Source organism: Leucobacter chromiiresistens (genome assembly GCF_001477055.1).
GTDB lineage: Bacteria > Actinomycetota > Actinomycetes > Actinomycetales > Microbacteriaceae > Leucobacter > Leucobacter chromiiresistens_A.
On sequence record NZ_LDRK01000024.1, the window covers coordinates 1 to 22,220 of the forward strand.

At 70.9% G+C, this 22,220-nt stretch carries 20 protein-coding genes; 15 read left to right on the forward strand and 5 right to left on the reverse strand.

Translation table 11 applies throughout. From position 1 onward, the window contains the following. Positions 1 to 64: 64 nt before the first annotated feature. Entirely contained in the window at positions 65 to 631 is a 567-nt protein-coding gene (locus tag NS354_RS05125; RefSeq protein WP_058593518.1) for a thioesterase family protein, read from the reverse strand. A 129-nt stretch (positions 632 to 760) separates the two neighbouring features. Between NS354_RS05125 and efp the strand changes: the two genes are divergently transcribed. The 11 genes from efp to NS354_RS05180 all read left to right on the forward strand — a co-directional run bounded on the left by efp (position 761) and on the right by NS354_RS05180 (position 12,856). Beyond that, positions 761 to 1,324, forward strand: a complete 564-nt coding sequence (efp, locus tag NS354_RS05130) for an elongation factor P (RefSeq protein ID WP_010156967.1) — start codon at positions 761 to 763, stop codon at positions 1,322 to 1,324. A gap of 6 nt (positions 1,325 to 1,330) precedes the next feature. Next, complete coding sequence (nusB, locus tag NS354_RS05135; RefSeq protein WP_058593519.1) at positions 1,331 to 1,747, forward strand: transcription antitermination factor NusB; 417 nt, start codon at positions 1,331 to 1,333, stop codon at positions 1,745 to 1,747. Between the two features lie 147 nt (positions 1,748 to 1,894). Further along, a complete protein-coding gene (gene pyrR, locus NS354_RS05140) occupies positions 1,895 to 2,521 on the forward strand; it encodes a bifunctional pyr operon transcriptional regulator/uracil phosphoribosyltransferase PyrR (RefSeq protein ID WP_058593520.1) in 627 nt (208 codons plus the stop codon). Further along, positions 2,518 to 3,501 (forward strand): aspartate carbamoyltransferase catalytic subunit, encoded by a 984-nt coding sequence (locus NS354_RS05145; protein WP_058593521.1) that lies wholly within the window; start codon positions 2,518 to 2,520, stop codon positions 3,499 to 3,501. The genes pyrR and NS354_RS05145 overlap by 4 nt, the downstream gene beginning before the upstream one ends. Next, the gene (locus NS354_RS05150; RefSeq protein WP_241490343.1) at positions 3,498 to 4,898 is read left to right on the forward strand and encodes a dihydroorotase; all 1,401 of its coding nucleotides are present in this window, start codon (positions 3,498 to 3,500) and stop codon (positions 4,896 to 4,898) included. Before NS354_RS05145 ends, NS354_RS05150 begins: the two co-directional genes overlap by 4 nt. Next, positions 4,895 to 5,446 carry a hypothetical protein gene (locus tag NS354_RS05155; RefSeq protein WP_058593522.1) on the forward strand — a complete coding sequence of 184 codons (552 nt, stop codon included), beginning with the start codon at positions 4,895 to 4,897 and terminating at the stop codon, positions 5,444 to 5,446. The genes NS354_RS05150 and NS354_RS05155 overlap by 4 nt, the downstream gene beginning before the upstream one ends. Positions 5,447 to 5,481: 35 nt before the next feature. Next, a complete protein-coding gene (gene carA, locus NS354_RS05160; protein WP_193750709.1) occupies positions 5,482 to 6,687 on the forward strand; it encodes a glutamine-hydrolyzing carbamoyl-phosphate synthase small subunit in 1,206 nt (401 codons plus the stop codon). A gap of 4 nt (positions 6,688 to 6,691) precedes the next feature. Continuing rightward, entirely contained in the window at positions 6,692 to 9,982 is a 3,291-nt protein-coding gene (gene carB / locus NS354_RS05165; RefSeq protein ID WP_058593523.1) for a carbamoyl-phosphate synthase large subunit, read from the forward strand. Beyond that, positions 9,979 to 10,845, forward strand: a complete 867-nt coding sequence (pyrF, locus tag NS354_RS05170) for an orotidine-5'-phosphate decarboxylase (protein ID WP_058593524.1) — start codon at positions 9,979 to 9,981, stop codon at positions 10,843 to 10,845. Before carB ends, pyrF begins: the two co-directional genes overlap by 4 nt. 71 nt (positions 10,846 to 10,916) lie before the next feature. Then, complete coding sequence (gmk, locus tag NS354_RS05175; RefSeq protein WP_058593525.1) at positions 10,917 to 11,801, forward strand: guanylate kinase; 885 nt, start codon at positions 10,917 to 10,919, stop codon at positions 11,799 to 11,801. A 71-nt stretch (positions 11,802 to 11,872) separates the two neighbouring features. Continuing rightward, entirely contained in the window at positions 11,873 to 12,856 is a 984-nt protein-coding gene (locus NS354_RS05180; protein ID WP_193750706.1) for a DMT family transporter, read from the forward strand. Here the strand turns inward: NS354_RS05180 and NS354_RS05185 are convergent. Continuing rightward, a complete protein-coding gene (locus tag NS354_RS05185) occupies positions 12,853 to 13,503 on the reverse strand; it encodes a DNA-3-methyladenine glycosylase (RefSeq protein ID WP_058593526.1) in 651 nt (216 codons plus the stop codon). The two genes, NS354_RS05180 and NS354_RS05185, sit on opposite strands and share 4 nt — an antisense overlap. A gap of 173 nt (positions 13,504 to 13,676) precedes the next feature. On the opposite strand from NS354_RS05185, the gene NS354_RS05190 reads away from it, so the two are divergent. Beyond that, positions 13,677 to 14,246 carry a DUF308 domain-containing protein gene (locus NS354_RS05190; protein WP_241490344.1) on the forward strand — a complete coding sequence of 190 codons (570 nt, stop codon included), beginning with the start codon at positions 13,677 to 13,679 and terminating at the stop codon, positions 14,244 to 14,246. 4 nt (positions 14,247 to 14,250) lie between these two features. On the opposite strand, the gene NS354_RS05195 is transcribed toward NS354_RS05190, so the two are convergent. Together NS354_RS05195 and ligD are read right to left on the reverse strand one after the other, a co-directional pair. Continuing rightward, positions 14,251 to 14,802, reverse strand: coding sequence for a YaeQ family protein (locus NS354_RS05195; RefSeq protein WP_058593528.1), 552 nt, complete (start codon positions 14,800 to 14,802; stop codon positions 14,251 to 14,253). 11 nt (positions 14,803 to 14,813) lie between these two features. Continuing rightward, positions 14,814 to 17,435, reverse strand: coding sequence for a non-homologous end-joining DNA ligase (gene ligD, locus NS354_RS05200; RefSeq protein ID WP_058593529.1), 2,622 nt, complete (start codon positions 17,433 to 17,435; stop codon positions 14,814 to 14,816). Positions 17,436 to 17,504: 69 nt separating this feature from the next. On the opposite strand from ligD, the gene NS354_RS05205 reads away from it, so the two are divergent. From NS354_RS05205 to NS354_RS05215, 3 genes are all read left to right on the forward strand, one after another. Beyond that, positions 17,505 to 18,515, forward strand: a complete 1,011-nt coding sequence (locus tag NS354_RS05205) for a Ku protein (RefSeq protein WP_058593530.1) — start codon at positions 17,505 to 17,507, stop codon at positions 18,513 to 18,515. A gap of 105 nt (positions 18,516 to 18,620) precedes the next feature. Next, entirely contained in the window at positions 18,621 to 19,166 is a 546-nt protein-coding gene (locus NS354_RS05210) for a PadR family transcriptional regulator (RefSeq protein WP_058593531.1), read from the forward strand. A 5-nt stretch (positions 19,167 to 19,171) separates the two neighbouring features. Continuing rightward, positions 19,172 to 20,872: an ABC1 kinase family protein gene (locus NS354_RS05215; RefSeq protein WP_058593532.1), complete on the forward strand. Its 1,701-nt coding sequence runs from the start codon at positions 19,172 to 19,174 to the stop codon at positions 20,870 to 20,872. A 66-nt stretch (positions 20,873 to 20,938) separates the two neighbouring features. Here NS354_RS05215 and NS354_RS05220 read toward each other — a convergent pair whose 3' ends face one another. Then, positions 20,939 to 22,138: an MFS transporter gene (locus NS354_RS05220; protein WP_058593533.1), complete on the reverse strand. Its 1,200-nt coding sequence runs from the start codon at positions 22,136 to 22,138 to the stop codon at positions 20,939 to 20,941. Positions 22,139 to 22,220: the final 82 nt, after the last annotated feature.

A 22,220-nucleotide genomic window follows, 5' to 3' on the forward strand; every position in this document is an offset into this window, starting at 1 on the left:
AGCCGGAGGGGTGCGGGAGGAGAGGGGAGAGCGCGACGAGCGGAGATCTCGAGGGAACGCCGGATCACTCCCACTCGCTGAACGCGTCGACGCGCGTCGAGGGGAGGCGCGACGAGCGGCCCCACGCGAGAACGTCGTCGGGCACCACGAGCGCGCTCGGGTCGGCGCCGCTCTTCTCGATGATCTCGGCCACGGGAACGACGCCGCCCGATCGGCGCAGAATGCGGGCGCGCACGACGGCTCGGGCGTGCAGATCGGGTCGGCGCTGCCCGTCGGGGCGCACGAACCGCTGCTCCATGTAGACGGCCTGGTCGTCGAACCCGAGGATGCGCGACTCGATCCAGAACCGCTGCCAGGGGTTCAACGATTTGCGATACGAGATCGTCTGCCCGACGACGACGGGGTACCAGCGCTCTCGTGCGAAGAGCTCCCACACGCCGTTGCGCTGGATGAGGTCGAACCGCGCGACGTCCATGATCGACAGGTACTTGCCGTTGTTCATGTGCCGCAGAATGTCGAGGTCGGTGGGCCAGACGCGGAAGCGGGATCGGGAGACGCCCTCGAACCCCAGCTTCGGGCCCCGACGGCCGACGAACCACTGGTGCCAGAGCGTGCGGAAGAGCATGTGCATGGGGAGAGCCTAGGGGGATCGCCGCACCGGGCGGCCGCCGTTGTGCCGAACCTGCAAAACACCCGCCGTGTATGCTGGTGCGGCGCGTATTCGGCGCCCGAACATTACAGAATCCTGGAGAACCACTGCATGGCCAGCACGAATGACATCAAGAACGGCACCGTCATCAAGGAGAACGGCCAGCTCTGGAGCGTGGTGGAGTTCCAGCACGTGAAGCCGGGCAAGGGCGGCGCCTTCGTCCGCACGAAGCAGAAGAACGTCGTCTCGGGCAAGATCATCGACAAGACCTACAACGCGGGCGCGAAGATCGAGACCGCCAATGTCGATCGTCGCGACTACCAGTACCTCTACCAGGACGGCGCGGACTTCGTGTTCATGGACCAGTCCGATTACGACCAGCTCACCGTCTCCGGTGCAGTGGTGGGCGACGCGGCGAAGTTCATGCTCGAGAACCTCCAGGTGCAGATCGCCCTCCACGAGGGCGAGCCCCTCTACCTCGAGCTCCCCGCATCCGTGGTGCTCGAGGTGACCTACACCGAGCCGGGCCTGCAGGGCGACCGCTCGACCGGCGGCACGAAGCCCGCCACCGTCGAGACCGGCGCCGAGATCCAGGTTCCGCTCTTCCTCGAGACCGGCACGAAGGTCAAGGTCGACACCCGCACGGGTGACTACCTCGGCCGCGTCAACGATTAATCCTCGGTGTCGGCACGAACCAAGGCGCGCAAGCGCGCCCTCGACATGCTGTACCAGGCGGATCTCCGCGAAGTCCCGATCGCGACGATCGTGAACGCCGAGGCGCAGCGCGCCTCGAGCGAACCCGACCGCGCCGCGTCCTGGCTGTACGCGCGGGAGATCGTCGACGGGGTCACCGATCACCGCGACCGCATCGACGAGCTCATCATGAGCTACGCGCAGGGCTGGACGCTCGAGCGCATGCCCCACGTGGATCGGGCGCTGCTGCGTCTCGCCTCGTGGGAGATCCTGTTCAACGACGAGGTGCCCGCCGCCGTCGCGATCGACGAGGCGGTGGAGCTCGCCAAGGAGTACTCGACCGATGATTCGGGTCGCTTCGTCAACGGGGTGCTGGGCAAGATCGCGGATCACGCCAGCGCGTGACGCTCCCCGGGCGTCGCGGCGGGTCGGTCGGATCCGCCGCGCGCGCCGGGGCTCGCGCACGCCGCGACCGCCGCATGCGATAGACTGGAGCGGTTGCAAGCTTTTCTTTTAATTCCGTCCCGTGAGGCGGGGAAGGGGGGCTCGGTTATGGGAACGCGAACAGTACTCGAACGTGCTGAGATCTCGCGCGCGCTGACCCGAATCTCGCACGAAATCATCGAAGCGAACAAGGGCGTCGACGGCCTCGTGCTCGTGGGCATTCCGACCCGCGGCAGTCTGCTGGCCCGGCGCATCGGCGACATCATCTCGCGCATCGAAGGCCGCGAGGTGCCCGTGGGCAGTCTCGACGTCACCATGTATCGCGACGATCTCGCCCAGCATCCGACGCGTGCGCCGCAGCCCACCGACATGCCCGCGTCGGGCATCGACGGTGCGACCGTGGTGCTCGTCGACGACGTGCTCTACTCGGGCCGCACGGTGCGGGCCGCGCTCGACGCGCTGAACGATCACGGCAGGCCGCAGGCGGTGCGCCTGGCCGCGCTCATCGATCGGGGCCACCGCGAGCTGCCCATCCGCGCCGACTACATCGGCAAGAATCTGCCGAGCGCGAAGCACGAGCGCATCGCGGTGCGTCTGGAGGAGCACGACGGCGCCGACGAGGTCACGATCACCTCGGAGCACGGCGACGCGGGCGGCGGGCGGCGGAGCACGTCCGCCCACGACGACGCGCACGCGAGCGCGGAGCCGGGCGCGAGCACGGAGCCCATCGCATGAGGCACCTGCTCGACACGCGCAGCCTCTCGCGCGACGAGGCGATCCTCATCCTCGACACCGCCGAGGAGATGGCGGCGACGCAGCAGCGCGAGATCAAGAAGCTGCCGACCCTGCGCGGCAAGACGGTCGTCAATCTCTTCTTCGAGGACTCGACGCGCACTCGCATCTCGTTCGAGGCGGCGGCGAAGCGCCTGAGCGCCGACGTCATCAACTTCAGCGCCAAGGGATCCTCAGTGTCGAAGGGCGAGTCGCTGAAGGACACGGCGCAGACCCTGCAGGCGATCGGCGCGGACGGCGTCGTGATCCGGCACCCGGCGTCGGGCGCTCCGGCGAAGCTCGCCGCGAGCAACTGGATCGACGCGGGGGTGCTGAACGCGGGCGACGGCACCCACGAGCACCCCACGCAGGCCCTGCTCGACGCGTTCACGATGCGCCGCCGACTCTTCGGCGGGTCGGGGAGCGCCGGGCAGAGCGGCGATGCGAGTCGCGGCCGCGACCTCGACGGCGTGTCGGTGGTCATCGTGGGGGACATCGCGCACTCGCGCGTCGCCCGCTCGAACCTCTGGTTGCTGAACGCGCTGGGCGCGCATGTGACCTTCGTCGCTCCCGAGACGCTGCTGCCGTACGGGGCGCGCACCTGGCCGGTGACGGTGCATCACTCGTTCGACACCGCGCTCCGCGAGGAGCAGCCGGACGTCGTCATGATGCTCCGCATCCAGAGCGAGCGCATGCACGCCGCCTTCTTCCCGAACGAGCGCGAGTACGCGCGCGTCTGGGGTCTCGACGGGGCGCGACTGGCCGGCCTGGGGGATCGCGCGATCGTGATGCATCCCGGCCCGATGAACCGCGGGCTCGAGATCTCCTCGGGCGCCGCCGACTCCGATCGCTCGACGGTGCTCGAGCAGGTCGCGAACGGCGTCTCGGTGCGAATGGCGGCACTCTATCTTCTACTGTCGGGCGAGCGAACGGAGCAGGCATGACGAACACGACGACCACGAACGGGCTCCTCATCCGCGGCGCCCGGCTCGCCGCTGCGCTGACCGAGCGGGGCCAGCAGGTGGCGGACGCCGCGGCGGTCGACCTGCGCATCTCTGACGGCGTCGTCGTCGAGCGCGCCACGCAGGCGGCCGGCGGGCTGGAGCCGCGCGAGGGGGAGCGGATCATCGAGGCCGACGGCCTCGTCGCGATGACCGGGCTCGTCGACCTGCACACGCACCTGCGCGAGCCGGGCTTCGAGCAGTCGGAGACGGTGCTCACCGGCACGCGGGCCGCCGCAGCCGGCGGGTTCACGAGCGTGTTCGCGATGGCGAACACGCTGCCCGTGCAGGACACGGCCGGTGTGGTGGAGCAGGTGCAGGCCCTCGGCGATGCGGCGGGGTACGCGACCGTGCGGCCCATCGGGGCGGTCACGGAGGATCTCGCGGGCGAGCGCCTCAGCGAGATCGGCGCAATGGCGGAGTCGCGGGCGGCGGTGCGCGTCTTCTCGGACGACGGCAAGTGCGTGCACGACGCCCTGCTCATGCGCCGGGCGCTCGAGTACGTCAAGACCTTCGACGGCGTCATCGCCCAGCACGCGCAGGATCCGCGGCTCACCGAGGGTGCGCAGATGAACGAGGGCGCGCTGTCGAGCGAGCTCGGACTGAAGGGGTGGCCCGCTGTGGCCGAGGAGTCGATCATCGCTCGCGATGTGCTCCTCGCGGAGCACGTCGGCGCCCGACTGCACATCTGCCACCTGTCGACCGCGGGCTCCGTCGAGGTGATCCGCTGGGCCAAGGCTCGCGGGGTGCAGGTGACGGCGGAGGTCACCCCGCACCACCTGATCCTCACCGAGGAGCTCGCGCGCACGTACGACGCGCGGTTCAAGGTGAACCCGCCGCTGCGCCGGGAGGACGATGTGCGCGCGCTGCGCGCCGCGGTCGCCGAGGGCGTCATCGACATCATCGCGACCGACCACGCGCCGCACCCGGTGGAGGCGAAGGACTGCGAGTGGGATGCGGCGGCGTTCGGCATGGTCGGTCTCGAATCGGCGCTGCCCATCGCGCTGCTCACGCTCGTGCAGGAGGGGCACGCCAGCTGGGCGGAGCTCGAGTCGCTGCTCTCGCAGCGCCCCGCCGAGATCGGCCGCCTGTCGGGGCACCCGACGGCGATCGAGGCCGGCCAGCCGGCCGATCTGGTGCTCGTCGACCCGACCGGCACGAGCACGTTCTCGACCGACCGGCTGCGCGGCCGCAGCGCGAACTCGCCGTTCCTCGGCATGGAGCTGCCGGGCCGCGTGGCGTACACCGTGCGACGCGGGTTCCTGACGGTGGACGACGGCGAGCTGGTCGCCCCCGAGACCGTCGCGGCGTCCGCACGGAGCGCGGGAGGCGCGCGATGACGCGCACCGCCTTCGCGCTCGTCATGGTCGCCATCGCCGCAGTCGTGCTGCTCGCGATGTGGGTCGGCTGGCGCGGCCGGGCACGGCGCCACAGCGTCTTCGCGGAGCACGGCGACGCGCTCGTCGGCGCCGTGATCGCGGCCTTCCCGCGCGTCGGCTACGTGTCGACGACCCGCATCGGCGCCCCCCTCGACCGCCTGTCGATCCCCGGTCTGCAGTTCAAGGGCTTCGCCGATGTCACGCTGCGCGCCGACGGCGCGACGATCGCCGTGACGGGCGAACCCGAGATCCACCTGCCCGCCGGTCGGCTGCTCGGCACCGACGTCGCGAGCCGACGGGTGGGCAAGGCGGTCGAGCGCGACGGCCTCTCCGTGCTGCAGTGGCGGGCCGCCGACGGCTCAGCAGTCGAGTCGAGCTTCAGGTTCTCCCTGCCCGCCGATCAGCTGCGCTTCGCCGATGCGGTCGCGCAGATCATCCCCGCCGGAGCGGCGCACGCCCCCGGCCCGCAGACCCATTCCACTCCCCACACCACCCAGGAGGATGCGTGACTACGAACCCGACCGAAGAGACGGCGAACGACGCCGTGGCGCCGCAGGGCGTCACCGCGCCCCCGGCCTCCGCTGTGCCCGCGGGCCGTGCGGTGCTGGTGCTCGAAGACGGACGACGATACGTCGGGCGCGCATACGGGGCGACTGGCCGAACCCTCGGCGAGGTCGTCTTCTCGACGGGCATGACGGGCTACCAGGAGACCCTGACCGATCCGTCGTACGCCGGTCAGATCGTGCTCATGACGGCCCCGCACATCGGCAACACCGGTGCGAACGCCGACGACATGGAGTCGCGCAAGATCTGGGTGGCGGGCTTCATCGTGCGCGATCCCGCGCGCCGCGTATCGAACTTCCGCGCCCAGCGCTCGCTCGACGAGGATCTCGTCGCGGACGGCGTGGTCGGCATCTCCGGCGTCGACACGCGCGCCATCACCCGCCACATCCGCTCCGCCGGAGCGATGCGCGCCGGCGTGTTCTCGGGCGCCGACTTCGAGCTCTCCGATGAGGAGCAGCTCGCCCTCGTGCGCGCGCAGGAGCCGATGGCCGGGAAGAACCTCTCCGAACTCGTGACGACCCCGGAGCGCTACGACGTGCCTGCCGCCGAGGGCGTCGAGCGCGTCGGCTCGATCGCCGTGCTCGATCTGGGCATCAAGCGCGCGACGGTGCACTACCTGTCGGAGCACGGGTTCGACGTCATCGTGCTGCCCGCGTCGACCCCGCTCGACGAGATCCGCGCCATCGCCCCCGACGCGCTCTTCTACTCGAACGGCCCCGGCGATCCGGCCGCGAGCGACCTGCAGGTCGACGTGCTCCGCGAGCTGCTGCGCGACGGGGTGCCCTACTTCGGCATCTGCTTCGGCAACCAGCTGCTCGGCCGCGCGCTCGGCTTCGGCACCTACAAGCTGCCCTTCGGGCACCGCGGCATCAACCAGCCGGTGCTCGACAAGCGCACGGGCCGCGTGGAGATCACCGCGCAGAACCACGGCTTCGCCGTCGACGCGCCCATCGAGGGCGAGATCGAGGCCCCCGAGGGCTTCGGCCGCGTGCAGGTGAGCCACTTCAGCCTGAACGATCAGGTGGTCGAGGGGCTCGAGTGCCTCGACATCCCCGCATTCTCGGTGCAGTACCACCCGGAGGCCGCAGCCGGGCCGCACGACGCGTTCTACCTCTTCAACCGTTTCCGCGAGCTGGTCTCGAACCGCTCCACCCGTTCGACCGGCGCACACGCCCAGGAGGCCTGACCCGATGCCCAAGCGTTCAGACATCAATTCAGTACTCGTCATCGGCTCGGGTCCGATCGTCATCGGCCAGGCCGTCGAGTTCGACTACTCGGGCACCCAGGCGTGCCGCGTGCTCCGCGAGGAGGGCGTGCGCGTCATCCTCGTCAACTCGAACCCCGCCACGATCATGACGGACCCCGATTTCGCCGATGCCACGTACGTCGAGCCGATCACCCCCGAGGTCATCGAGTCGATCATCATCAAGGAGCGGCCCGATGCGATCCTCCCCACGCTGGGCGGGCAGACCGCGCTCAACGCGGCGATCCAGCTCCACGACCGCGGCATCCTCGAGAAGCACGGCGTCGAGCTCATCGGTGCGAAGGTCGAGGCGATCCAGCGCGGCGAGGACCGCCAGATCTTCAAGGATCTCGTGATCGAGTCGGGCGCCGACGTGGCGCGGTCGCACATCGCCCATACGCTCGAGGAGGCGAAGGAATTCGCGAAGGATCTCGGCTACCCGCTGGTCGTGCGCCCGTCGTTCACGATGGGCGGCCTCGGCTCGGGCTTCGCGTACACGGAGGAGGATCTGATCCGGATCGCGGGCGACGGGCTGCACTACAGCCCGACCAGCGAGGTGCTGCTCGAGGAGTCGATCCTCGGGTGGAAGGAGTACGAGCTCGAGCTGATGCGCGACACCGCGGACAACACCGTGGTCGTCTGCTCCATCGAGAACGTCGACGCCGTCGGCGTGCACACCGGCGACTCCATCACCGTGGCGCCGGCCTTGACGCTCACGGACCGCGAGTACCAGAAGCTGCGCGACATCGGCATCGACATCATCCGCCGCGTGGGGGTCGACACCGGCGGCTGCAACATCCAGTACGCTGTCGACCCGGCGACGGGGCGCATCATCGTCATCGAGATGAACCCGCGCGTCTCGCGCTCGTCGGCGCTCGCCTCGAAGGCGACCGGCTTCCCGATCGCGAAGATCGCCGCGAAGCTCGCACTCGGATACCGGCTCGACGAGATCCCGAACGACATCACGCAGAAGACGCCGGCGAGCTTCGAGCCGTCGATCGACTACATCGTCGTGAAGACTCCGCGATTCGCGTTCGAGAAGTTCCCGGCGGCCGACGACACGCTGACGACCACCATGAAGTCGGTGGGCGAGTCGATGGCGATCGGGCGCAACTTCACGACCGCGCTGCAGAAGTCGCTGCGCTCGCTGGAGAAGCAGGGCTCCTCCTTCCACTGGGGCGAGGAGTCGCGCTCGGTCGAGCAGATCCTCGAGACCATCAAGCGCCCCACGGACGGGCGCATCGTCGACGTGCAGCAGGCACTGCGGCTCGGCGCGACCATCGAGCAGGTCTTCGAATCCACGTCGATCGACCCCTGGTTCCTCGATCAGATCCAGTTGATCAACGAGGTCGCCGATACGGTGCAGCGCGCGGGCCAGCTCACGCTCGACGTGCTGCGCGAGGCGAAGGATCACGGGTTCTCCGACGTGCAGATCGCGGCGCTCCGCGGGGTGTCCGAATCGGAGATCCGCGGTCTGCGGCACGGGCTCGGCCTGCGCCCCGTGTACAAGACCGTCGACACGTGCGCCGGCGAATTCCCGGCGCTCACGCCCTACCACTACTCCTCGTACGACTCCGAGACGGAGGTCGCCGCGAGCGATCGCAAGAAGATCGTCATCCTCGGCTCCGGCCCGAACCGCATCGGTCAGGGCGTCGAGTTCGACTACTCCTGCGTGCACGCCTCGTTCGCGCTCTCCGACGCGGGGTACGAGACCATCATGATCAACTGCAACCCCGAGACCGTGTCGACGGACTACGACACGTCGGATCGCCTCTACTTCGAGCCGCTCACCCTCGAGGACGTGCTGGAGGTCATCCACGCCGAGCAGGCGTCGGGCGAGCTGCTCGGCGTCGTCGTGCAGCTCGGCGGCCAGACGGCGCTCGGCCTCGCCCAGCCGTTGAAGGACGCGGGCGTGCCGATCCTGGGCACCACGCCGGAGGCGATCGACCTCGCCGAGGAGCGCGGCGCGTTCTCGCGCATCCTCGACCGCGCGGGCCTGCTCGCGCCGCGCAACGGCACCGCGATCGACGAGGAGGGCGCGATCCGCATCGCCGAGGAGATCGGCTACCCCGTGCTCGTGCGCCCCTCCTTCGTGCTCGGCGGTCGCGGCATGGAGATCGTGTACGACACCGAGTCGCTCCGCGGCTACTTCGGCCGCATCGAGGGACACGCCCTCGTCGGCCCCGGCCACCCGCTGCTCGTCGACCGCTTCCTCGACGACGCGATCGAGATCGACGTCGACGCGCTCTACGACGGCGAGCAGCTGTACGTCGGCGGCGTCATGGAGCACATCGAGGAGGCCGGAGTGCACTCGGGCGACTCGAGCTGCACGCTGCCCCCGGTCACCCTCGGGCACGACCAGATCGCGCAGGTGCGCGAGGCGACGCTCGGCATCGCGCAGGGCATCGGCGTGCGTGGCCTGCTGAACGTGCAGTTCGCGATCGGCCAGGGCGTGCTCTACGTGCTCGAGGCGAACCCGCGCGCGTCGCGCACCGTGCCCTTCGTGTCGAAGGCGCTCGGGATCCCGCTCGCCAAGGCGGCCTCGCGCATCATGGCGGGGGAGACGATCTCCGAGCTCATCGCGAGCGGGCTGCTGCCCGAGCGCGACGGCTCGCGGGCGCCCATCGACGCGCCGATCGCCGTCAAGGAGGCCGTCCTGCCGTTCAAGCGATTCCGCACCCACGAGGGTCTCGTCGTGGACTCGCTGCTCGGGCCCGAGATGCGCTCGACCGGCGAGGTGATGGGCATGGATCGCGACTTCCCGACCGCGTTCGCGAAGAGCCAGTCGGCGGCCGGCAGCGAGCTGCCCGAGAGCGGCACGGTGTTCCTCTCGGTCGCCGACCGCGACAAGCGCTCGATCGTGCTGCCTGCACTCCGCCTGCAGGAGCTCGGCTACCGCATCCTCGCGACCCAGGGCACTCAGGTGGTGCTCGGCCGCAACGGCATCGCGTCGGAGGTGGTGCGCAAGCACAGCGCCGGGGCCGAGGGCGACACGATCGTCGATCTCATCAACCGCGGCGACATCGACATGATCATCAACACACCGTCGGGCAGCTCGGCTCGGGCGGACGGGTACGAGATCCGCGCGGCGGCGGTGGCCGCCGGCAAGCCGATCTTCACGACGGTATCGGAGCTGTCGGCGGCGGTGGGGGCGATCTCGGCGCAGCGGAGCGGATTCGACGTGAAGTCGCTCCAGGAGTACCAGTCCGACCGCGACGCGGCGCTGGCCGGGCGATGACCCGACCGGCTTTCGGGGCTCGGCTCGCGGCGGAGTTCGCCGCGGGCCGGCACCTCTGCGCGGGCATCGACCCGCACGGGCCGCTGCTCGCCGGCTGGGGGGTCGCGGATGACGCCGATGGCGCCGAGCGGATGGGGCGCGACGTGGTCGCCGCCGCAGCGGGAGTCGCCGCCTGCGTCAAACCGCAGATCGCCTTCTTCGAGCGCTTCGGCGCCGCCGGGTTCGCCGCGCTCGAGCGGGTGCTCGCCGACGCGCGAGAGGCAGGGCTCCTCGTCGTCGCCGACGTGAAGCGCGGCGACATCGGCTCGAGCTTCGCGGCGTACGCCGACACCTGGCTGGCCCCGGGCTCCCCGCTCGAGGCGGACGCGATGACGGTCGTGGCCTACCAGGGCTTCGGCACGCTCGCGGGCGCGTTGGAGCGCGTGCAGCGCGACGGCAAGGGACTCTTCGTGCTCGCCGCGACGTCGAACCCCGAGGCGGCCGAGGTGCAGCAGGCGCGCCGCGCCGACGGCCGCACCGTCGCCGCCGCGATGGTGGAGGACGCGGCGGCGTGGAACGCCGCCCACGCGAGCGGGCCGGTCGGCGGCGTCGGCGTCGTGCTCGGCGCGACGCTCGATCTGTCGGCGTTCGGCATCGACGTCGCCGTGCGGCCCGACGGCCCCGCCCTGCCGGTGCTCGCGCCGGGATTCGGCCACCAGGGCGCCCGCATCGAGGATGCGGGCCGGGTGTTCGGCGGCATCGGTCACGCGCTGCTCGCGAACGAGTCCCGCAGCATTCTGAACGGCGGGCCCGCGGGGCTGAGCGACCGGATTCGGGAGCGCGCAGCAGCGGTTCGCTTCGCGTTGAGCGGCGAACCGGCCTAGGCTATGACGCATTGCGCACAGCTCGCGCACGGAGACCATGAAGGAGTGACACGGTGACGACTGCTCGGACGATGCCTGAGGTGGATCGTGTGGCGGCGAACCGCGCCGCGATCGCGGCGCGACAGGCGCGCGCGGATCTCAAGCGGCGTCTGCGATCGGGCGAGGTGTCGCCATTCCGGGTGCTCGAGCAGTCGCGGCTGCCCGATACGCCCGCCGCATCGCTGAGGATCACCGATTTCCTCCTGTCGTTCCCCGCGATCGGCGCGGTGAAGGCGGAGCGCGTGCGCGAAGACCTCGGCATCTCCGAGCGCAAGCGTCTCGGCGGCCTCGGCAAGCTGCAGCGCGACCGGCTCGAGGCCTTCGTGCGCGAGCGCACCGGCGGCGGCCGAGTCGGCCCGCGCCCGCCGCTGACGGTGCTCGCCGGCCCGACCGCGGTGGGCAAGGGGACGGTCGCCACGTACATCCGCGAGCACTACCCCGAGGTGCAGCTCTCGGTGTCGGCGACGACCCGCGCCCCGCGCCCGGGGGAGGAGCACGGCCGCCACTACTTCTTCGTCGACGACGAGGGCTTCGACCGCATGCTGGCGGCCGACGAGCTGCTGGAGTGGGCGACGGTGCACAACAAGTCCCGCTACGGCACGCCGCGTCGCCCGGTGCTCGAGGCTGCGGAGCGCGGCGCGCTCATGCTGCTCGAGATCGACCTCCAGGGGGCCCGTCAGGTGCGGGCGAGCATGCCGGAGGCGCGACTCGTGTTCCTCGCTCCGCCGAGCTGGGACGAACTCGTCGACCGCCTCGTGGGGCGCGGCACCGAGGATGAAGAAGAGCGCACGCGTCGTCTCGAGACCGCGAAGGTCGAACTCGCCGCCGCCGACGAGTTCGACGAGGTGATCGTGAACGACGAGGTGCCCCGTGCCGCTGCGCGACTCGTCGAGCTCATGCGCGGCGACGACGCGTGACGACCGGGGCGCGAGCGGAGCGGGCGGGAGTTCGCCAGGGCTCCGCGCCCTCCACCCGCTAGGGTGGTGCTGTGCATGCGAGCCTGATTGACGCCGCCCGGCTCACGGGAGACCTCGGTCTCTCCGAAGCGGTCACCGAGATGACCTCTCTCGACCCGAAGCAGTTCATCGGCATCCCGCTGGCTCTGATCGGAGCAGCGCTGCTCGCGTTCGGCGCGCAGTACCAGTCGCGCGGCCTCAACAAGGTCGAGCGCATCACGGGCCAGAGCGCCGGGGCCGGGCTGTCGGTCCGCCACATCGCGAGTCTGCTGCGGCGGCCCTCCTGGGTGGCCGGCACCCTCTTCCTCGGCCTCGCCGTCGTGTTCCAGATCGGATCGCTCTCGCTGTCGCCCCTCATCATCGTGCAGCCGATCGGCGTCGTCGGGCTCGTGATCACCTCCATCCTGAACTCGCGCGTGAGCGGGGTGCGACTCGGCAAGCGCGTGCAATCATCCATCGGTCTCGCGGTGCTCGGCATCGTGGTGTTCGTGAGCGTGGCCGCGTTCACGGCGTCCGATCAGCCCGTCACCGATGCCAAGCTCATCGAGATCCTCATCACCTTCGGCGTCGTGTTCGCCGTCATCTCGGTGCTCACCCTCGTCTTCCGCCACCGCGGCGTCGCGCTCATATACATCATCGGCGCCGGCGTGCTCTACGGCTTCGTCGCGACGTTCGCGAAGTCGGTGATCGGGAGGTTGCAGCAGGGAGAGTTCGAGTGGCTCACCTGGGCGTGCGTCGCCGCACTCATCGCCGGTGCGCTCCTCGGGCTCGTCTTCGTGCAGAACGCCTACTCGTCGGGCCCGCCCGACCTCGTCGTGGCGGGGCTCACGGTGATCGACCCGATCGTCGCGGTGCTCATCGGCATCACGGTGCTCGACGAGGCCGCGGGCGCCCCCGCGTGGGCGATCCTCGCATTCGTCGCTTCGGGAGCCGTCGCCATCATCGGCGTCGTCGGGCTCGCGAAGTTCCACCCGCAGACCGGCGCATCGGCCCTCGCCGCGGAGGACGCGCGCTAACTTCGGCGCTCAGGGCGCGGCGCGCCCCGCCCCGGCCGGAACGCGGACACCGACGGCTCGCCCGGGATCCAGAAGCGCCACGGGAACTCGGGGCCGCCCGCGACGCCCGCCACGCCGACTCGGGGCCCGGAGGCGATCGCGGGCTCGACGCGTTCGGGGAGCTGCAGGGAGAACGGCTCCGCGAAGAGGGAGCGCCCGTCGTGCGTCTCGCGACGAATGCCGAGGGCCTGCGCGACGTTGCCCGGCCCTCGGGCGAGGTGAGCGGCCGGCAGGTCGGTGCCCGTTCGCCGCGCGCTGCGGCGCTCCCGCGCGATGCCGTCGCCGGCGACCACCTCGCCCGCGCGCACGAGTACACCGGAGGCCGAACCCTCGGGCGAGCATACGAGGTTCACCGCGAAGTGCATGCCGTAGCTGAAGTAGACGTAGGCGCGGCCCGGCGGGCCGAACATCGACGCGTTGCGCTCCGTGCGGCCGTTCCGGGCGTGGGACCCCGCATCGCGCACGCCGGGCACGCCGACGCCGTGATACGCCTCGACCTCGGTGATGCGGATGGTCACGCGACCGCCGGCAGCATCGACCGACAGCAGAGAGCCGAGGAGCTGCGGAGCCACTTCGAGCGCCGGGCGGAGGAAGTCGTCGCGATGCATCGCCTCCATTGTGCCCGCGGCGACAGCCCGGGCGCGACGGGTTGCGCCGATGGCGATCATGCCCCGGGTTGCCGGTGAGTTCGAAGGCGGACGTCGTACAGTAGCTGCACGGTCGCTCGAACGAACGCTCGGGCGACTCCCGTGCGATCCGTCTGCCGAACCCGGAGGTCTCCGTGTCCCAGCCCCACATGCCCGTCCCGATGCGCGGCGGCTCCGGCGGGGCCGGAGGCGCTCAGCGGGCCTTCCCGAAGGGCACGGTGATCGCGATCGGCGCGATCGTCGGCGTCATCGGAGTGGGCCTCGTCGTGTGGCCCTTCTTCTCGGCGAGCTGGATCCTCGTGGTGCTCTTCGCCTCGGCCCTCATCGCGAACGGCGCGGTGCTGCTCGCGCGCGGCCGATCGATCGGCGGCATTCTGCTCGTCGTCGCGGGGGTCATCGCCCTGGCGTTCACCGGCGCCACCGCACGCGCGCTCGTGAGCTTCGTCGGGTTCGGTCTGATCGCGTTCGGCGCACTCTGGCTCGCCGTCGGCCTGCGATTCGCGCGTCACCGGCCGAGCATCGGGATCGTGCCGGGTGCGGTGCTGCTCGCGGGCGGCATCCTGGCGCTGCTCTGGCCGGGGGTGGCGCTGTCGATCGCGGCGGTCGTCGCGGGCCTCGTGCTCATCGCCGTCGGCGCAGCGATCATCTGGGGTGCCACGCGGCCGCGTCGGGTCGATCCCGGCGCGACGACGATCATCATCTGATCCGCTACGCGCTCGGCTCCGAGATGCGGTGCTCCACGAGCGCGCCCGACAGGTTCGTCCCGTTCAGGTCGAGGTACAGCTGGCCCTCGGTGCGCGAGACGGAGAGCGCGTTCCGCCGCTCGAGGGCATCGGCTGCTCCGGCGACGAGGGCCGGATCGACCGCGAGGAGCGGAATCTCCGACGCGCGATGGATCGTCTTGCCGCGCCAGTTCGCCAGCACCTTCTCAGGGTCGCGGTGGGTGTACACGACGGCGCGCTCCGCGGACTTGCTCCCGGAGTGCAGACGGGCGGCATCGGGGGCTCCGACCTCGATCCACGCCGAGAGCGAGCCGGTGAGATCGCGCACCATCACGGCGGGTTCATCGACCGTCGACACGCCGCCGCCGAACACGACGCCCTCGGTGTACTCGAGGCAAAAGGCGAGCACCCGCGTGACCATGAAGGGGGCCGTTTCGGAGGGGTGCCGGGCGACACGCAGCGTGAATTGCTCGTACACGCCGCGATCCACGTCGGCCAGGTCCACTTCGAAGGTGTGCATCGTCGATCCCATTGCCATGATGCACGAGTCTACGGCCCCCCGAGGAACTCGGAGACCTCCCGGTCGGGCCGCCATCCCCGCCACGCCGCGTGCCGGAGCCGCCCCTCCGGCGTGCGCTCGCGGAACGTCACCTCGCCCACGCGGCGCGGTGCGACCCAGTGCGCCTCGCGCCGGGCCTCGCTCGGCACGTCGACGGCCGGCTCCGGCCGCTCGTCAGCGGCGAGCAGGCGCCGCACGCGTCGCCGTACCGACGCAGTGAATCCGCTCGCGACGCGGCCGCCGTAGCGCAGTCCGTGCGCTCCGGGGATCGCGATGAGCAACGACGCGAACCCAGCCGGGTCGGCCTCGCTCTCCCGCCACCCGATCACCACCGCCTCAGTCGTCTCGGCGAGCGGCACCTTCAGCCAGTCCCGCGAACGCGTGTCGGCTCGGTACGGGCTCGTGCGACGCTTCGCGACCACCCCCTCGAGGCCGAGCTCGCGGCTCGCCTCGAGTGCGGCTGCGGCGTCGCCCTCGAATGCCGGCGGCACCGCTACCGCGCGCCGCCCGGCGGCGGCTCCGTCGTCAGCGCCGCCGCCTGCTGCGCCGCTCCCGTCGTCGCTGTCGTCGCCGTCGTCGCTGTCGTCGAAGCTCTCGAGCAGCAGCTCGCGTCTCGCGTCGTAGGGCAGCGCGCGGCAGTCGGTGCCGTTGAGTGCGAGCACGTCGAAGGCGAAGAAGCGCACCGGGGTCGATCGCCGAGCGCGCGCGACCTCGCGAGCACCGGTGAGGCCCATGCGATCCTGCAGCCGCGAGAAGCTGGGGGTGCCGCCGGGCCCGAGCGCCACGATCTCGCCGTCGAGCACCGCGGAGTCGGCGACGACCGCCTGCGCTGTCTCGCGCAGCTCGGGGAAGCTCGCGGTGACGTCGCGCCCCGACCGGCTGGTGACCGTCACGCGGTCGCCGTCGAGCGCGACGATCGCGCGCATGCCGTCCCACTTCATCTCGAACGACCAGTCGCCGGCGTCGAGGTGCTCGAGGGCGGCCGCGGAGGATCGCGTCGCGAGCATGGGCCGCACGGCGTCGGGCAGCGGCTCGCCGGGCGACCTCTGCCCGGCGCGGGCTCCCGTCGACGCCGTCGGCTGCTCGGCCCCGTCGTGGAGCTCGGCCTGGTCGGCCCGGTCTGCCCGGTCCGCCCGGTCTGCCTTGAGGTGGATCATCCACTGCGGCGGATCCTCCTGCGTGCGGAAGAGCACGTAGGTGCGGGTGCCGCCGATGCCGCCGTCGACGGTGCCGGTGAGCGTCGCGATCACCTCGTCGTCGCGCCACTTCTCGAGTGCGAAGGTACCGGCATCCCAGATGCGCACGGTGCCCGCGCCGTACTCGCCCTTCGGGATCTCGCCCTCGAAGGTGCGGTACTCCATCGGATGATCCTCGGTGGGCACCGCGAGGTGATTGCGACGGGGATCGGTCGGCACCCCCTTCGGGAGCGCCCAGCTGACGAGCACCCCGTCGTGCTCGAGTCGGAAGTCGAAGTGCAGGCGGCGGGCCTCGTGCCGCTGGATCACGAACACGGGGGCCGTCGTCGCGTCGCCGTCGTGCGCGGCGTCCGCACGCCCGCGAGCCGCGGCGCCTCGCAGCCCGCCGGAGCGCCGGTGCGCCTCGGGCACCGGCTCGGGGGTGCGCCGCGCATCGCGCTTCGAGCGGTACACCTCCAGGCGCTCCGACGTGCGCGCGGCCGCACTCTCGCGGGTCAGCTCGGCCAGCGGATCGCCGCGATGCTCGACGCGCTCCAGCACCTCGCGGAACTCGAGGTGGCGCAGGTGCGGGGAGGCGAGCTCGCGCCAGGTGCGCGGCGCCGCAACGGTCGGACGCGCGCGACCGCGGAGCGAGTAGGGTGCGATCGTGGTCTTGCTGCCGTTGTTCTGGCTCCAGTCGATGAAGACCTTGCCGGGGCGCAGACTCCGCTGCATGCTGCTGATGATCTCGTCGGGGTGATCCTGCTCCAACGCGCGGGCGAGCTCGCGCGCGACCGCGGAGACCTGCTCGGACGACTGCCCGCCGTCGAGCGGGGCGTAGACGTGGATGCCCGCACTGCCGCTCGTCACCGGTACGGAGTCGAGGCCCATGCCGTCGAGGAGGTCGCGGACGAGGAAGGCGACGCGCGCGCACTGCCGCAGGTCGACCCCGGGGCCCGGATCGAGGTCGAGCACGAGGCGATCCGGCGCCCGTCTCGGATCTGCCGCCCCCGCGACCCCGCCGTGCTCGCCCGGCGGTTCGGGCGCCCCCCGATCGAACCGCCACTGCGGCACATGGATCTCGAGCGCCGCGAGCTGCGTGAGCCAGACGAGCGTCGACTCGTCGTTCACCATCGGGTACGCGTTGAGATGGTCGCGGTGGGCGATGCGACCGCGGGCGACCCATGACGGGGCATCATCTCCGATGTCCTTCTGGAAGAAGCTCGGGCCCTCGCCGTTCTCGCCCACGCCGTCGGGCCAGCGCTTGCGCGTGGCGGCGCGGTCGCGGCAGTGGGGGAGCATGGTGTCGGCGATGGCACTCACGTAGCCGAGCACCTCGCCCTTCGTCGTTCCGGTTGCGGGGTACAGCACCTTGTCGAGGTTCGACAAACGGATGGCGCGCCCGTCGATGCGCACCGTGTGCTGTGCACCGGCCATGGCTACAGCATGTTCGCGCCGGTGCACAAGGCGTAGCCCGTTGACACCCCGTTCGGCTCTACTGTACGTATGAGAGCCATATGGACCGGGGCGATCACCTTCGGGCTCGTCAATGTGCCGGTGAAGCTGTTCAGCGCGACCGAGGACCACGACGTGGAGCTGCACCAGGTGCACGCGCGCGACGGCGGGCGCATCCGGTACCAGCGGCGCTGCGAGGTGTGCGGCGAAGCCGTGGAGTACGCGGACATCGATCGCGCATACGTGGAGGACGACGAGACCGTCGTGCTCACGAAGGAGGAGCTCGAAGCCATTCCGCAGGAGCGCAACCGCGAGATCTCCGTGGTGGAGTTCGTACCCACCGATCAGCTCGACCCGATCATGTTCGAGAAGAGCTACTTCCTGCGCCCCGCGGGCAAGTCGGCGAAGGCGTACGTGCTGCTGCGGCGCACGCTCGAGCAGACCGATCGGACGGCCATCGTGCAGTTCGCGCTGCGGCAGAAGACGCGGATCGCGGCTCTCCGCGTGCGCGACGACGTGCTCGTCGTGCAGAATCTGCTGTGGCCCGACGAGGTGCGGGAAGCGGAGTTCCCCGAACTCGACGAGCGGGTGCGCATCACGGCGAAGGAGCTGCAGCTCTCGGCGGCGCTCGTGAAGAGCTTCAGCGGCGACTTCGACGCGACCGACTTCCACGACGAATACCAGGAGGAGCTGCGCCAGCTGGTGCGCGCCAAACTCGCAGCGGGTGATGCGCTCGACACGGAGGCCACGTTCGGCGACGCCGAGGAGGAGGACGGGTCGGACGCCGAGGTGATCGACCTCATGGCGGCGCTGAAGGAGAGCGTGCAGCGTTCTCGGGCGGCGAAGAAGGCCGGCGGCAGGCGGGGAGCCGGGGGCGGGTCCGCGGCGAAGGGCGCCGCCCGCTCGGGCTCCGCGGGGAAGCGGACCGCCGCGAAGAAATCCTCGGCGAAGAAGCCCGCGGCGAAGAAGCCCGATGCGAAGAAGCCCGCGGCGAAGAAGCCCGCGGCGAAGCGCGCCTCCGCGAAGCGGAGCACGGCGAAGACGGATCGCCGGGCCGGCTGACGGCGCCGGTCGCGCGCAGGCTCGCGATCCCCACCTATCGCTCAGGGTGTCGGCGTATATTGCCGACTATCGCTCACCAGTCGCTCGCGAGTCACGGAGGAAGCCATGCATCAGTCGTTCAGTTCATTCGGGTTCGGTGCCGGCGCAGCCGGCGAGTCGCTGTGGGAGGCGGTGGACCAGCTGCGCACCGGCTTCGAGAAGCGGGCGGGATCGCGGATGGCGCGCGGCGACGTGCGCGCCGCGGTGCTGGCGCTGCTCGCCGAGGAGCCCATGCACGGGTATCAGATCATCCGGGAGATCGAGCGCCGCAGCGGGGGCGAGTGGAAGCCGAGCGCGGGGTCGGTCTACCCGGCGCTCCAAATGCTCGCCGACGAGGGCCTCATCTCGGCGGAGGAGTCGAACGGGCGGAAGACCTACGCGCTCACCGACGCCGGTGGCGAGGCCGTGGCCGCCGGAGAGGCGAACGCCCCGTGGGAGTCCTCGGGCCAGCGTGCCCCGAAGCGGCACGGCGCCCTCGCGCAGGCAGGGTTCGAACTGGCGCAGGCCGCCGCGCAGGTCGGCCGGACGGGGAACGCGGAGCAGGTTGCCGAAGCGGTCGAGGTGCTGGAGGACGCCCGCCGTCGCCTGTACAGCATTCTCGCTCAGGGCTGAGCCGGGTGTCGCCTGACGTCGCTTCGAGCGGCGCCCTTCCGACCGAGATCGACCGCGCGAGGTACCGGCGCATCCTCAGGTTCGCATCGCGGCACCTCGCGCACGCCTGGTGGTTCGAGCTCGTGCTGCCGAGGTTCGGGCTGCAGCGCATCACCGAGCGCACGCGCCCGCGGCGGATGCGGAGGTTCGCGCGGGCGTTCCACGGACTCGCCGTCGAGCTCGGCGGACTGATGATCAAGGTGGGGCAGTTCATGTCGTCGCGCCTCGACGTGCTGCCGCCCGAGATCACCGCAGAACTTGAGGGCCTGCAGGACGAGGTGCCCCCGGAGCCGTTCGCCGACATCCGGCGCCTCGCGGAGGCGGAGCTCGGCGTGCCGCTCACGACCGTGTTCTCGCACGTCGACGAGGAGCCGCTCGCCGCCGCCTCGCTGGGCCAGGCGCACGCGGCGATCCTCACCCCGTCGCTGGCGGAGGACGTCGGCTTCTCGAACGCCGTGCTGAAGGTGCAGCGCCCCGGAATCGACGGAATCGTGGCGGTCGATCTCGCCGCGCTGCGCAAGGTGGGTCGCTGGCTGAGCCACGTACGCCTCGTGTCGCGCCGCGTCGACATGCCGTCGCTCGTCGAGGAGTTCGCGGTGACGAGCCTCGAGGAGATCGACTACCTGCAGGAGGCGGCCAATGCGGAGCGCTTCCGCGAGAACTTCGCGGGAAACGCGGGGGTCGCCGTGCCCGAAGTCGTCTGGGAGCGCACCAGCCGCCGCGTGCTCACGCTGCAAGACGTCTCGGCGATCAAAGTGACCGACATCGACGCCCTGCGGGCTGCAGGAGTCGAGCCGCACGACGTCGCGCTGCGGTTCGCGGCGGTCATGTTCGACCAGCTGTTCACCCATGCCTTCTTCCACGCCGACCCGCACCCCGGCAACGTCTTCGTCACCCCCGACGACGACGCTCCGGAGGGGTGGCGGCTCACCTTCATCGACTTCGGGATGATGGGGGAGGTGCCTGCGGGCACCCGCGGAGCGCTCCGCTCCATGCTGATCGCCGCTGCGACGCGGGACGGCCGGGGCCTCGTCGCCGCGATGCGCGAGGTCGGCGTGCTGCTGCCCACCGCCGACGTCACTGAGCTCGAGCGGGCGATGACGCAGCTCTTCGCGCGCTTCGGGGGCATGGGGTTCGCCGACCTCCGGGAGGTCGACCCGCGCGAGTTCCGCGACTTCGGGCACGAGTTCAGCGACGTGATCCGCACCCTCCCGTTCCAGCTGCCCGAGAACTTCCTGCTCATCATCCGGGCGATCTCCCTCACCTCCGGGGTGTGCAGCTCCCTCGACCCGAAGTTCAACCTGTGGGATGCGATCGAGCCCTACGCGCAGCAGCTCATCCGGGAGGAGCGCGGCAACGTCGTGGGTGACGCGGCTCGTCGCGCCCTCGACGCGGCTCGGGCCTTCGCGCTCCTGCCGGGGCGGATTGGATCGACGCTCGACCGCATCGACGGCGGTGAACTCGAGGTGCGCTCGCCGCAGCTCGAGCAGCGCGTGCGACGCGCCGAGGCGAGACGCCGGAATCAGACCCCCGCGATCCTCTTCGGGTCGCTGCTCATCAGCGGTGCGCTGATCCGCGACGCCGATGCGGCGCTCAGCACCGCCTTCATGCTCGGCTCGCTCGCCCCGCTCGGAGCGGTCGTGGTCAACGCCCTGCGGGGCCGGTAGCGTCGCTGCGAGATCGGAGGTCGTGGGCTGTCGAGCGACCGGAGCCGGGTTGCTGACGAGTGCGCTTCACGCCGTCGGCGTCTCCTCCCGACGTTCGACGCTCCGCCGCTCGGCCACGCGGGGCGCGAGGAGGATCGCGACCGCCATGAGCGCGAGCGGTGCGAGCAGGGCGGTGCGGAGCCCGGCGTGCTCGCCGATGAACCCGAGCAGGGGCGGGCCCACGAGGAACGCGACGTAGCCGACGGTGGCGACGATCGCCACTCGGGTGGCGGGATCCTGCCCCGATGCGCCCGCGACCGACAGGGCGACGGGGAAGCCCAGCGAGGCGCCGAGCCCCCAGAGAATCACCGCCGCACCTGCTGCGACCTGGTGATCGACGAAGATGACGATGGCGAGGCCGACGACACCCGAGACGGCGCTCGCGCAGAGCACGGCGGGACGGCCGAAGCGCTCGATGAACGGGCCGCCCGCGAACCGGCCGACCGTCATCGAGGCGGCGAACACCGCGTACACCGCCGAGCCGAAGGCCGGATCGAGGCCGTGCCCGTCGACCATGACGAGCGGCAGCCAGTCGTTCGCCGTTCCCTCGGCGAACGCCATGGCGAGCACGACGACGCCGATGAGGATCAGGCGTCCGTCCAGCGCCGAGCGCAGCCGGCCCCGCCCGCTCCGGGTGTCGGCATCGCGCTGGGCGATGCCGACACCCGGCGGGACATGCGGGATCGCAGCGATGAGCGCAGCTGTGGCGATCGCGCCGACGGCGCCGAGATGCCAGACCACCGGAACCGCGAGCGCGGTGAACCCGATGCCGGCTGTCGCGCCCACCACCGTTCCCAGGCTGAAGAAGCCGTGCAGTGCGGGCAGCACCGGCCGGCCGAAGCCGCGCTCGATGTCGGCGCCCTCCACGTTCATCGCGATCTCGCTCCCGCCCATGCCGAGGCCGAACATGAACAGCCCGGCGGTGACCACGAGGGGTGCTCCGATCGCCGATCCCGAACCGATCGTGGGCATGCTGAGAATCACTCCGAGAGTGCCGACGAAGATGAGCGGGCGCGCCCCGAATCGAGCCACGAGCGGGCCCGACGAGAGGATGCCGATCATGGAGCCCGCCGACAGTCCGAAGAGCACGAGCCCCATCTCCGCGGTCGAGAGCTGCAGCAGATCCCGGATCGCCGGGGTGCGCGTGACCCATGACGCGATGGTGACGCCGGGGATGAAGAAGAGCGCGAACAGCGCGAGGCGGCGGCGGGTGAGAGTAGCGTGCACGGAGGCTCCTGAATACGGGGATGCGGAGTGGCGCGCAACGCGCGCGGCTCACGGTGTGTACAAATGTACAAGGACGTCTCTC